Raw genomic sequence first — 12370 nt, forward strand, 5'->3', positions numbered from 1 at the left:
GCCGGTTGCATGGGGCTTGTGGTGGCCGTCCGCCTGTGGAGTTCGAGACCTTGTACGCGGACGGTGACCTGGTCAGCCTGGTCGCTTGACCCAACAGCGAGTCTCTACCGAACCCGGGGCGGTTCAGTCACGTCCGAGGGTCGCGACGACCAGGACGTCGAGGTTCGCGAGAGCCTCGAGCGTGGGCTCGATCAGCTCGGTGAGGTCGTGATTCGCGATCGTCCCCTGCGTGACCACGACCACCCGCTCCGCAGCCTCCACCTCCGGCCACCACTCGGGCAGCGGCACGGACCGCGTCGAGCGCTCATCGGGCACGGCGCCGACGAAACGCAGCGACGCGGGTGCGTCACTGCGCGGATATTCGAGATCTTCGATCGACAGGTGCAGGTAGCGGTCCGGCACGGTGACCGCGGCGTCGAGGAAGAAGGGCAGCTCCCGGGTCGCGCCCGTCGCACGGACGGTCTCGGCGGCGAGGCTCTGGATTTCGGCGAACGTCCCCTGGACCGCGCGGTTCGCCTCGATGTTGCGCGCACGGCCTTCGGGCGAGGCGTCCGGTGGCAGCCCGAGGCCGAAGGGGCCTGTGTCGGTGCTCGACATGGTGAGCGGCACGATCCCGATCCCGATCACCGCGGCCGGGCGGACGCCGGGAGCGCCGAGCCCCAGGGGCATCGCACCGAGGTAGGAGGTGTCGTGCAGGATCACCACCGGTTCGCCGTCGTACTCCGCGAGCAGTTCCTGCAGCGCGGCGTGCTGCAGCGGGATCGGCTTGATGAACACGTGGGTGACATCCCAGGCCATCGCCACCGGGCCGGGCTCGAGCGCGGCGCGCTCCGGGTGCTGGGCGACCAGTTCCGCGATATCGAATCGGCCTCCCCGGGCAGCGCGACGAACCGCGCGCCGGTCTCCTCGACCGAGGCGGCCGAGCTGAGATCGTCACCTGGCCCGTCCCGCAGTCGACCTGCTCGATGCACAGGCCATGTAGATGGGGCAGCAACACCTCAAGATCAACAAGCACCTGCCCCATGATCAAGCAGCGGCATCACGGCCCGTCACCAGGTCACCAAAACCGCGGCAGAGCCGAATTGCGTGAGCGTTCACACAACCGCGGTTGCGGCCAGCTCGTCGAAGTCGTCGGCGTCGAGGTCACCACCAAAGCGGTGTACGAACCAGCTCTCCTCCTCCTGGATCCACTCGGCGATCGCCGTGCGCTCAGGGCCGAAGAATGCCGAGATCAGCTCATGAGCGGATGTACAACCTGTACGCGCTGCTGCGCAGCTATCCGACGTTCTGTGGTGCAACCCCATTGGTGGCAGGTCGGCCGAGTCAACGTTGGCGCGGGGCTGGCCTGTGCCTGTGCGTCGTCGTCAGCGTGTCGTTCCTAACGTGGGGCCGTTGTCGGGACGGTCTCCGCGGTACCTCAGGCTGACCGGACGGTTGCCCGAACAGGCGGGCGGCGCGGGCTCGTCCGCGTCTACTTTCTTTCGGCATGACCACTTCCCAGGCGGCCGGCACGAAGCTGTCGGTCAACGTGCTCGACTACGGTGCTGTACCCGACGGTGCCACCGACTGCTCCGCGGCGTTCCAGCGGGCGATCGACGACCTCGACCCGAGGCTCGGCGGCACGGTCCTGATCCCGGCGGCGTCGAACTGGTACCAGTTCGGCCGCTCAGTGGTCGTCGACCGGGACAACATCCGCTTTGTCGGGGAGAACCCGACGACGACGGTCCTGGAGACACACGCCGCCATCCCGCCGCTGATCTTCGGCCTCCAGCGGGGTAAGCGGACCCGGCCGCTGAGCGCGGCGCACTGGGAGGACCTGTCCGGAATACTCGACACGACCGCCGCCCCCGCTGTGTCCAAACTGCTACGTCAGCGAACCCGCCAATCTGCAGGACTGCACAGGATGCGGTCGGCGGCGACGTGTCAGCATCCGGACCCCGGAAGGACCGCTCTGCGAGAGCTGCCGCCCCTGGAAAACAGTGACCTGCGCCATCTGCAACCGCCAAGGGCCAGGGTTCATATCCGAGACCACCGGCAAACCCTGGTGCCGAGCCTGCAAACAGCGGTGGATCACTTGCGCCGGTTGCGGTGAGACCGCCCGCCTTCGCGGCGGAACGCTCGCCGAACCACTCTGCTCGACCTGCGTCCGCCCGGACGTGGTGCGCCGCGGTGAGGTCACCGAGATCGTCAAGACGCCATGACTTCCCGGCACCTCTCGTGATCTTCGGGGCACACAGACCGTCGTCGGTGAGGGCGATCATGCCGGAGTCCGGGCAACGCTCGGATCCACTCGCCGCCGTGGCATCAGTGCAATGATGCGGGTCATGGCTATGGGAGCGCTCAACCCCGAACGGTACGTCCGCACGACTGAAGATCATCAGGTGCGCTTAGCCTGGTGCTTCGACCCCGACACGGGCGACGTGGTGGTCGACTGGACCAGTCGCGCGGCGCTCGACCCCAACGCCGGCGGGTTGCCAGCGCCGGCGGACAGGAGGCTCTTTAAACGGGGAGAGTATCGGCCGGAGCCGCCGGACGACGCGGACTTTCCGTGGTCGACCGACGGTCCCTGTCGCCACCTTCTCTGAGACCGGGGCATCGGGGATATCGGACGCGATGAGGATCTGACGAACGCTCGGATCAAGAGCCCATCGAGCGCACAAGCTCTGCCGCAGCGTCCCGTCGGAAGTGCTCACTGGCAACGGAAACCGTTCACCGGACGCTTCACGCGCCCGATCCCGGTTGAGTGCCATCCGAACGGATCTGTCGGGAAACGGCCTCAGCCAACGGCTGGCCAAGCGCCACCTGGCGACAACCACCGGCAAGATCGAACGGGTCCAGCAAGACCCTGTGCGAAGAGTAGCTCGACGAGGTCGCTGCCTTCGATAGGGTTTCCGGACATCCGGCGCGCGCCTTCCGGGCCTCCGTACAGTCCGTCCCCCGCGACGTGCTGGCCGAACACGGCCGCGCCGGCATCGCGTGCCAGCCGCTCCACCCGTCGCTGTCCCGGCCAGAACCAGGTGGCCCAGGTCCAGCCACCCGCCAACCTCCTGATCGACGCCCTGATGCTGACGGCTGTCGCGATGATGCTCACGCGCACGCTCTCCCTCGCCGCCGGGCCCCCACCGACCGTCGCCAGCTCCTGACCGTGTCCCGGACGCACGATCCTGCGGTGGCCCGGCTAGGTGTCTCGCTGGCCGTTCTGTCGTTCGTAGAGCGCGATGATGCGAACGGGAATGCGACCGTCGCCGACGAGGGGAATCCCATTCCGCCGGGCCCAGATGCGAATCCGCTGACTTCTCACCCGATCGACTCGGGGACGGCGCTTGTCGAGGTTGATCCGGTGACCGCAGATGTACCGCCCGGCCGCGGCATACCGTCTGAGCAACGCGCGCAAGGCCTCCGCGTGTTCGTCCGAGAGATCGAGTACATAGTCGACACCGGCCAGCGCGAACAACACGGTCTGCGTCGCGTCGCCGCCGTCGAGATCATCGATCCGGCGAGTCACCAGCACCCGGGCCATAGATGAGGTACCCCCGATTCCTTCACCGGCCAGCCATACAACACTTATACAGGTGATGGCTTCGTGCGACCGACGCCGACGACACGACGAGAACGCGAGTCACGCCGAGGACATGTTCTCCGGCCAGTGATTGCTGCGAACTGTCGCCGACGGTGGACGTCCAGGTCGTGGGGCACGATTCCTCGGTCACACGAGCTCCGCACCTTCCCGCCGCATGGCAGCGAACTCGCCGTGATGTCGCTCACCGGAACATCGAGAGTGGGTCTCCGTGCCCACCAACCGGATCGATGATTCACCGGATTGGTTGATCACTGAACTGGCCCGGGGCATGGAGCGCTACCGTGACGCGCAAGACTCCCGACACGGCCCCGAGAGGATCGGCTGGAACGTGCTTCTCGACACCGAGCCAGCGATGGAACAATGGCGCGCCGAGATGACCGAAGACACCGTGATCATCAGCTCGCAGGCACCAGCGAAGACACCGCAACACCGCGGACACGAACTGTTAGTCCAGCCGGGCGCGGGTTTCGCGGTACGGGGACACGATCTTGTCGCGCTGCAGATGTTGTTGCACGCGGTATCGCGGCACCCGCACTACCACGAGTGGCGAGCCGCCGCCGGTGAGCCGGCGACGACGGGGGCGCTGTTGTGCCAGGTCGATGGATGGACCCGCATTCAGGCCACCGTGGCGTGCTCGCGTGCCGCTGAGCGGGACCGCTACGTCCCCGCTGCGACGGTGACCTTGGAGTTCGCCGCAGTGTCCGGGGTACGCGCGGCGCTGAGTCAGCATCTGGCAGACCGGGGAATTGTGACTGCCCTCTGACGCTGTTCGGGTGGCGTGTCTCGGCTCTCTGCCAAGCTCGCCGGTGCAGACATATCATTCGGGCATGTCCGATCGCTCTGCCGACACCGACGCCGAGTTGTTGCGCACCCTGCAGGAGATCGACGAAGCCGTCGCACAAGTGGCAGCGTGGACCGCCGAGCGAGATGCGCTGATACGCAAGGCGGAATCGCTCGGCGGCAGCGGACGACAGACGAGGAGCAGGTCTGGTCTTCCGCCCGCGGACGGGAGTGATGCGAACGGCCACGAGCACGGAGTATCGGGCTGGGATACAAATCTAGGATGATCGTCGGAGTAGCCGGGTGGCGCGCACGACCATCAGCAGCGGCGGCAGGTGGATCCGAGGAGCCCGGGCGGCGATGGCTGAAGGACTTCGTCCATGGCGTGTTCAGGGCCGATGGCCGCGAGTGCACGATGGTTGCCGGCATGCCCGGGGCATCGACGTCACGGGCAACCCCATGCCCTGCGCCCGCGATCGTCCAGGTGTGCTCACCGTCGAACGGTGTCACAACCGGAGGAACTCCCCACCATGCCGCGTCGGTGTTCCGGCCGGTTTTTCCCAGCCTGGCCCAATTTCACGATGGCGCGCTCGGAGCGGGGAGAGCCAGCACGGCCAGCAGCAGAGCGCCGAGGTCGTCGCTGTCGGCCAGCACGTCCACAGTGCCGGTGGCCAGCATGATATGGCGGGCCTGGCCGTGGGCGTGCAGGACGCGGTAAGACGTGCCACGGTCGATCGCCGTGAGATAGCCGGTCAGCAGCGTCCGTATTCCTGTAATGCTGAGGGCAACGACGTGACGAAGATCGATCACGAGCGCATCGGGACGATGCAGGAGGATCGCCTCTGTGATCAGCAGATGCTGATGTGTGAGGTCTTGGGACATCTTTGACGTGATGTTCTCGGGAGATGTTGGGCATTGGTCAGGTCGATCGCCTGTTGTAGGCGGTAATGCGGATCGGGCGTGCTTGTGGGTCTCGAGCGTGCAGGGCGAGTTCCTCGTCACCGTGCAGGACACGGAAATGTGTGTCCTCGATGACGATCGTGACGATCTTGCCGGCGTGAGTCCGGCCAATGCGGAGTCGTTGGCGGGCGACCATCGTGACACCGTCGGCTGGAACACGACGCTGGACTCGGATCGCTGTGCGGGCTTGAGTTGGGGCAGCCGACCCGCAGCCGGCCGAGCACCGCGGAGTTGGGCAAGCTCACTGGCAGGGACAGGACATGGCCAACTTCCAACCAGTTGATCGTCGGCGATGGCGTGCATCAGGTGACCGTCGAGACGCAGGGTGACGCGACGGCCGACTAGGTCAGGGCTGATGTGGTAGGTCTGTTTCACGACCTGGATAACGCCATCACGGGGGCCCGAGCCAGATCTGTTGAGCGTTGGGGACGAGCGCGAAGCTGCCGCTGGGTGGGACGCGGTAGTCGACGCTGACCGAACTGATCGAACCGGCGGTGACGTCAGCCGCAGGCATCGGTGTCGTCGCGGTGACGTCGACGACTTCATGATCGACGGCTTCGCGTGCTCCCTCCGCGTTCAGCACAACCGCAACTCCGGTGGCATCGGCGTCGGTGGTTCGTGGTGTGGGGCGGAACAGGGTCGCAGGTGTGGCCATGTCGATGGCCTGATGCGGTCGGACGTGGTTATAGGCGTGCACCCAAGCGTCGACTGCGGCCTGTCCTGCGGCCAGGTCGGCGAACGGCCCGCAGTGGTCGAGGAACTCCCTCCTCAGTGTCTGATGAAACCGTTCAATTTTGCCGGTGGTGGTGGGTGTGCGGGGCTTGGTCAGCCGGGCGGTGATGCCGTTCTTCCTGCAGACCCGTTCGAACAAGACCTCAGCCGGGCGCGGCCTGGTGAACCGGCCGGTGAACTGTTTTCCGTTGTCCGTCAACACTTCCGAAGGCACACCGTAATGGTGCATCGCCGCGATGAACGCGTCGCACACCGCTCGCCCGTTGGGCACCGCGAGCAGCGCGGCGATCACCACGTAGCGGGAGTGGTCGTCGATGCCGGTGAGCATCTTGCATTCGCGCCCGTCGGCGAGGTAGATCCCGCCGACCAGATCCAGTTGCCACAGGTGCATCGGCGCTTCACGTTGCCAGCGCCGGTACTTGCGCTTGTGCCGCTGCTCCTGGGGCTCCACCAGGCCGTTGCGGACCAGGGCGCGGTGGATGGTGGCCTGCACGGGAACCGGCTCCACGCCGCGCTGGCGCAGCTCGAACACCAGGCGCCGGGCACCCCAGCGTGGGTGCATCCGGCGTAGCTCGCAGATGTGCGACTCGACCTCGGCCGGCATCCTCTGTGGACTGGACTGCGGTCGCCGCGATCGATCCTTCAGGCCCGCTTGGCCGTCGCGCTCGTACCGGTCCTTCCAGTTGTAGATTGACTGGCGCGATGCTCCATAGCGCATCGCGACTTCTGCCACCGGCGACCCGTTGAGCACTTCCAGCACCCGCGCTGAGCCGGTGCTCGACCACCCACGCGTTCTCGCCGTCATCCGCCTGCCCGTGGTTTCTCTTGTCGACTGTCATACCCCTGATCAACGACCGGTCCGAGTCCAAGATGTGCCGAGAACAATCGATCCGACATGTCGCGAGACTTCACACGTCAATGCAGGTCGACGGCTGCGGCGCCCACCACATGGCCCCGCACATCCAGCCGTATGTCTGCATCGCCGTCGAAGCGGGTGATCACGGAGAGCGTCACCGTCTTCCCCTCGCGCTCGGTACATGTGCGGCAGTGGCCGGGGCCGACGATCTCAGGGACCAACAGCGTACGCCCACCGTCTCACCGGAGCAGCTTCGCCGATTGCTTTCCTCACCGCCCTTGCCCGCAACGTCTCCTGGCCGCTGCTAGTACGTTTGCGCTCCGGTTTGGGTTATGCCGTCAGGCCGCGCGCGACACCACCCACGCGATGTCAACGCGGTTGGGCGGGCGCCTGGGCTCAGTGATCAGGGGCCCCTTCCCCCGCGAGGGGCCGGGGGCACCGGTAAGGGGTAACGCTGCGCAGTTGCTACCCGATCTACACAGACCGAGCGCGGCAGGTGCCTTCTCCGCGCCCCTGGCAATTGTGGGATCACATCGTGGAGTTCACACAGCGACGTTCTCGCGCCACGCTGCGGTTACTTCTGCGCGCGTGGCGACGCGACATCGAATCGGTTCCGCTGCCAGGGCTCCGCGATGAGGAGATCGCCGTGATCGTTCGCGGGTGGCGCGTCGATCACAAAGAGTGAGACAGGCGTGGTCGTCTCACGCTAGGGTTTGCGTCCGACAACGGCGGCGATGCAGCGCTGGACCTGGTTGAGCGGGGTGAGTTGGGGGCCGTCGGGCCACCAGTTGTCGCACAGGTCCAGCTCGCCAATCTTGTTCGGGTTCGGGGGCACGATGTCGAGACCGGCCACGAACGCCATGATCTGCGCGCGGGTCCTGAATCTCCCCGAGCCCAGGGGACCGCCCAGGAAAAGGTCTTGCATCGTGTGCGCGACTTCGCTGAGGCCGGGGGTTTCGGTGTCGAAGAAGTGCGCGATCACCACGAAGGAGCCCGACGGGATTGCGTCGATGTAGTCCTTCATCATGTCGGCGCCGTCGTCGCGGAGGTAGTGGTGCAACGTGCCGACGTGGAGCAACGCGACGGGTTCGGTGATGTCGATGTGGGCGCGCACGGTGGCGCTGGTGAGTACCTCCGCGGGGTTGAAGATGTCGGCGTCGAGGATGTGGGTGTTGTCGTTCTCCTCGAGGAACACGCGTCCGTACGCGAGGGCGACGGGATCGTTGTCGACGTAGACCACGCGATTGTGCGGATCGATGCGTTGCACGATCCGGTGGGTGTTCTCGGCGGCGGGCAGGCTGGACCCGCAGTCGAGGAACTGGGTGATGCGGCCTTGCCCGGCGCAGAACCGCAAGGCCCGGGTGAGGAAGCTGTGGTGGGACACCGCGAGGTCGTTGACCTCGGGGACGGCGGAGGCGACGTGCCGCAGTACGTCACGGTCGATGGCGTAGTTGTCCTTGCCGCCCAGCGCGGCGTCGTAGACCCGGGCGATGCTGGCCCTGGCCGGGTCGATCTCGATCGGTACCGAGGTAGGCGTGAACCCGTATACGTCCTGGGACATCGCTACCTCGCAGCCTGGAAATGACGGTCGACCTACAGAGGCTAGCGGTGCGTGTCCATCTGGGAGTCGTAGCGACCACGCCTGGAGTCCCGTAAGAGCTCTCATTGCCACGATTGCCCGACACACGGTTACGCCTCGCAGCGTCAGGCGGCAGAGCGCTCATTCGATCGGGGTCTACATCGGGCGAGTGGTGGCGCGCGGTCACGGCACACGGGACAAAAAGCACTCAGTTATCCGAACGGATGAAGTGCGGCGCCACCACGTTTCTGTCGTGCCCGCGTCTTTCGCTCGGCCGCCGCCGCGGTGAACCGGCGCTCGTGGCGTGGGGACCCGGATTGGTCGTCGCGTTTTAGCGTGGCCCCGGTAGGTGGTTCCGGTGGTGTCCGTTGGGTATGACGGATGCGCGGTGTTTCTCCTTGTCGTCGGTGTCCCAGTCGTTGCGGTGTTTTTTCATGTCCTGCATACGGTTCTGCACTGCCCAGGTGGCGCGGGTAGCAACGGTTTCGACGATGCCGTCGTGGGTGTAGGTGGGGTCGGTCAGATCCCGCACGACACGGGAGATGGTGGACGCCTGCACAACCGGTGCCCACTTCGCGAGCAGATCCATGACAGCGGGAAGAGTGTCGACCTTCAGGTAGGGCGAGCTCGACTGTTCGCCGCTGATGGCAATCAGGTAGCCCGGGTGAGTGACGGGGTGGCTGCGTTCCCAGACATCGATGCAGAAGCCACCGGATTCCTCCGAGCCCAGGTGAAGAAATGACCTCCACCCTTGCGTCGTTGGGTCCGTGCCGACGCCGGCATCTGTTGGGGTGTCGGCGGCGACGTCGTAGGGCTTCCACTGCCCCTCGGACAGGTGCAAGTCCCGACCTAGACCGGCCATCGCGCAGCTCCTCCCTGGGTTTCCCCGGTGTGACTGGGCATAGGGGTTGAACTTGCCTGCCCTCACAGCGCAGGAAAATATTACTCCCCGCAACCGTCTGAGATTTTATCGTGACATCCCCGATGTCATCACTGGTACGGACAGCAGGCACCCGATCGCCTGCGAATGCCACCCAGGCGAAACGCCTCTGATGACAGACCAGTCACTGAGCGTCTCGATTCGCCCGGGCGCGGTGCGACCGACGTTCTGCCCGTGGGGTCACGAGTTGGCGGTCGGTGGGATGCGGCGCACCTGGTGTCAGGACTACGCCGCGCCCGAGTACCTGTGCGAGGCGTGCCACGCCCTGCCCGACCGCGGCGGACGCTGGGCACTGGTCGACCCATCAGTCACCCAACAGGTCCGCGAGGACCAGATCGACGACACCCGACTGCAACTCGTCGTCCTCCCACCTCAGGTCCCGCGGGGGGGGTGTCCCTATGGTTGTTGTCAAGCTGTGTGGGGTTCGGGATGTTGGTAGTGGGCGCGGTTGCGGAGCATGGCGAACAGCACGTCGCAGCGTCGTCGGGCCAGGCAGATGAGGGCGGCGTTGTGCTTCTTGCCTTCGGCTCGTTTCTTGTCGTAGTAGGTGCGGCTGGTGGGGTCGGACAGGGACGCGAACGCGGCGAGGAAGAACGCCCGTTTGAGCTTCCGGTTGCCGGTTCTGGCGGGGTGCTCACCGCGGATGCTGCTGCCGGAGCGGTGGGTGACCGGGGCGATCCCGGCGTAGGCGGCGAGGTGTCCGGAGGACGCGAACGCCGAGGCGTCGCCGATCTCGAGCAGGATGTGGGCGGCGGTCCTGACGCCGATGCCGGGCATCGAGGTCAGGACCTGGGCAAGAGGGTGCGCATCAAGGATCTCCTCTACCTCAGTGGCGACGGTGTTTCGTTGCAGCAGAACACTTTTCAGGCTGTCTGCGAGTCTGGGCAGGACGGTGTCGGCGGCGGCGGTGCCGGGGACTACGACGGTCTGCTCGTCGAGCGCGGTGAGGATGTCCTCGACCAGTTTCGCGCCCATCCGGGGCGCGAGTTTGGTGGTGATGGAGGACAGTTTCCGGCGGCCGGCTTTGCGGATCCCGGTGGGTCCGCCGCAGCGGGAGAGGATCTCCAGGACCGCGAGGTGGGTGGCTTTGGGTCCCAGGACGCGTTCGAGGGCGGGGTGGATGCCGGTGAGCAGCCCGCGGATGCGGTTGCTGATCCGGGTCGCCTCAGCGGCGAGGTCGTCGTCGTAGCCGACGAGGACATCGAGCTCGGCGAGCGCGTCGTCGCCGGCGTCGATCTGGCGCAGTGTGTGCGGCAGGGTCCGGGCGGCGTCGGCGATGATGAACGCGTCCCGGGCGTCGGTCTTGGCGTTGCCCGGGTAGAGGTCGGCGATGCGGCGCATCGCTAGTCCCGGCAGGTAGGCGACCTGGTGGCCGCAGGCTCGGGCCACCGCGACCGGCAGCGCACCGATGGTGGCCGGCTGGTCCACCACGACCAGGACCGGTCCGTGTTTGGCGAGTTTGTCGTACATCGCGCGGAGTTTGGGTTCGGTGTTGGGCAGCGGTGCGTCGTGCAGTCGCTTGCCGGTGGGGTCCAGGCCGACGGCGTGGTGTTCGCCTTTGCCGACGTCGAGCCCGAGGTAGACGGTGTAGCTGCTGGTCACGTGCGGTGTCTTTCGTCTCGTCGTACGTGGTTCGCCAGTCGAGCATCAAAGGCCGGCAGCCACGTTACGACGAGACCTGCCTTGCGGCGGCCGTGTCCCTATCAGCGGTCCTTCGATGCCACCAAACCCGGTGACATCACCCCCCGGATCATGTACTCAAACTGGGGGACTAAGTCATGCCGGGCCTGGCGACCACGAGCCCCTGTTTCAGGAGCCACGAAAAAGGTAACGGGGGTCGGCGCAATTCTGCTGCGGCACGGTGCAACCGTCTTCGGTCGGATCCGGCTAGCGTTGTGCGAGCTCGACCGCAGTGCGGTACTCGTGGGGCTCGCGGTTGAATTCGCCCATCGTCGCCGTGGCGCCGGAACCGTCCTGGTGGCTGCGGCGAAGGCACGCGGGGACGGCTACCGCTGGAGCAGTAACCCGATCGGCACTGATCCTGTGGCCATCGCGTTCTGGGGACGCGTCGGCCTCCTTGGCGAGCCCCAGCCATCGGGGTGCACTCACCAGATCGACGCGGGTGCCGTGACGGAGAGGGCCAGACGAGCGCCATGACGCGCCGTCTCACGAACAGCTTTCTTGGCGCCCAAGGTTGGAGACAGGTGACGCAGCGGTCATAGAGCGTCGCAGCGGCGGCGCCGTGCGATGTGCGTGGGCCTGTTCGTGCTCCGGACTGCCAAGGTTCGAACTAGGTCCGGACCGACATCGTCGACAGCGCCAAGACAGCTCGAGGCTGTGCTGGTCAGCTTCCGAACGCCCAGGCAACCATCAGCGGAAACTCCGCCGCCTAGAACGGGTCGCCGTGATCGCCGGCTCGTTCAGTCATCACGACGTCGGCACCGGCATCACGCAGCGCATTCGCCCACCGAATCGCGTTCTTGAGGAAGAACGGCTCCAGAGTTCCGCGACCAGATAGGCGCGCGGTAGCGGGCTCGGCATCGCGGCAGGTGGGCGGTAACCGGCACCCGGCGACGCGGAAAACACCGCACCGTAGACGTTCGGATGCCGAAGGCCCAGTGCGAGCGAGAGCTCTCCGCTCGCCGACACGCCGCACACCACGATGCGTTCGGCGGGCAATGCGACACCGAAGCGCGACCGCACCCATCGGCGGACGTCCCCGACGAAGAACCTCTCGTGCGCTGCGAACCGCCGCGGGTTCAACGACGGTGAGTACTCCTGGATGCGCACCATCTCGTCGTCGTCGGCTGTCCGATAGACGCCGACGATCATGGTGGGCGGCACGTCGGCGGCTTCGAGGTGGCCGCCCCACTGCGAGATCAGCTGACCATCACCGGCGAACACGACCGCCTCGGGTGGATCCGGCGGCACATACACCGTGAC

The 12370-nt window shown here is 66.3% G+C and carries 13 protein-coding genes and 1 pseudogene; 4 read left to right on the forward strand and 10 right to left on the reverse strand.

What is annotated here, in order from left to right:
* Positions 1-123: 123 nt before the first annotated feature.
* On the reverse strand, positions 124-804 hold the full coding sequence (locus JWQ81_RS33815; protein WP_297547863.1) for a hypothetical protein: 681 nt from the start codon (positions 802-804) through the stop codon (positions 124-126).
* A gap of 290 nt (positions 805-1094) precedes the next feature.
* Positions 1095-1304, reverse strand: coding sequence for a hypothetical protein (locus JWQ81_RS33820; RefSeq protein ID WP_297547864.1), 210 nt, complete (start codon positions 1302-1304; stop codon positions 1095-1097).
* A gap of 182 nt (positions 1305-1486) precedes the next feature.
* On the opposite strand from JWQ81_RS33820, the gene JWQ81_RS33825 reads away from it, so the two are divergent.
* Both JWQ81_RS33825 and JWQ81_RS33830 read left to right on the forward strand, forming a co-directional pair.
* Positions 1487-2092, forward strand: a complete 606-nt coding sequence (locus tag JWQ81_RS33825) for a glycosyl hydrolase family 28-related protein (RefSeq protein WP_297547865.1) — start codon at positions 1487-1489, stop codon at positions 2090-2092.
* Positions 2093-3017: 925 nt separating this feature from the next.
* On the forward strand, positions 3018-3143 hold the full coding sequence (locus JWQ81_RS33830; protein WP_297547866.1) for a hypothetical protein: 126 nt from the start codon (positions 3018-3020) through the stop codon (positions 3141-3143).
* Between the two features lie 35 nt (positions 3144-3178).
* Here JWQ81_RS33830 and JWQ81_RS33835 read toward each other — a convergent pair whose 3' ends face one another.
* Positions 3179-3520: an Lsr2 family protein gene (locus JWQ81_RS33835; protein ID WP_297547867.1), complete on the reverse strand. Its 342-nt coding sequence runs from the start codon at positions 3518-3520 to the stop codon at positions 3179-3181.
* A 268-nt stretch (positions 3521-3788) separates the two neighbouring features.
* On the opposite strand from JWQ81_RS33835, the gene JWQ81_RS33840 reads away from it, so the two are divergent.
* Positions 3789-4343, forward strand: a complete 555-nt coding sequence (locus tag JWQ81_RS33840) for a hypothetical protein (protein WP_297547868.1) — start codon at positions 3789-3791, stop codon at positions 4341-4343.
* A gap of 64 nt (positions 4344-4407) precedes the next feature.
* Positions 4408-4647: a hypothetical protein gene (locus JWQ81_RS33845; protein ID WP_297547869.1), complete on the forward strand. Its 240-nt coding sequence runs from the start codon at positions 4408-4410 to the stop codon at positions 4645-4647.
* 289 nt (positions 4648-4936) lie between these two features.
* Here JWQ81_RS33845 and JWQ81_RS33850 read toward each other — a convergent pair whose 3' ends face one another.
* The 7 genes and pseudogenes from JWQ81_RS33850 to JWQ81_RS33880 form a co-directional block, all read right to left on the reverse strand.
* On the reverse strand, positions 4937-5242 hold the full coding sequence (locus JWQ81_RS33850; protein ID WP_297547870.1) for a hypothetical protein: 306 nt from the start codon (positions 5240-5242) through the stop codon (positions 4937-4939).
* Between the two features lie 37 nt (positions 5243-5279).
* Complete coding sequence (locus JWQ81_RS33855) at positions 5280-5456, reverse strand: hypothetical protein (protein WP_297547871.1); 177 nt, start codon at positions 5454-5456, stop codon at positions 5280-5282.
* A gap of 489 nt (positions 5457-5945) precedes the next feature.
* Positions 5946-6891, reverse strand: a pseudogene (locus JWQ81_RS33860) (IS481 family transposase); the annotation flags it as partial.
* Positions 6892-7614: 723 nt separating this feature from the next.
* Positions 7615-8469, reverse strand: coding sequence for an SAM-dependent methyltransferase (locus JWQ81_RS33865; protein WP_297547872.1), 855 nt, complete (start codon positions 8467-8469; stop codon positions 7615-7617).
* Positions 8470-8818: 349 nt separating this feature from the next.
* The gene (locus JWQ81_RS33870; RefSeq protein WP_297547873.1) at positions 8819-9349 is read right to left on the reverse strand and encodes a hypothetical protein; all 531 of its coding nucleotides are present in this window, start codon (positions 9347-9349) and stop codon (positions 8819-8821) included.
* A 486-nt stretch (positions 9350-9835) separates the two neighbouring features.
* Positions 9836-11029 carry an IS110 family transposase gene (locus JWQ81_RS33875; protein ID WP_297547874.1) on the reverse strand — a complete coding sequence of 398 codons (1194 nt, stop codon included), beginning with the start codon at positions 11027-11029 and terminating at the stop codon, positions 9836-9838.
* A gap of 825 nt (positions 11030-11854) precedes the next feature.
* On the reverse strand, positions 11855-12370 hold a 516-nt coding region (locus JWQ81_RS33880), incomplete at its 5' end, for an alpha/beta hydrolase-fold protein (RefSeq protein WP_297547875.1).

Origin of the sequence: Amycolatopsis sp. (assembly GCF_025464955.1) — a bacterium.
GTDB lineage: Bacteria > Actinomycetota > Actinomycetes > Mycobacteriales > Pseudonocardiaceae > Amycolatopsis.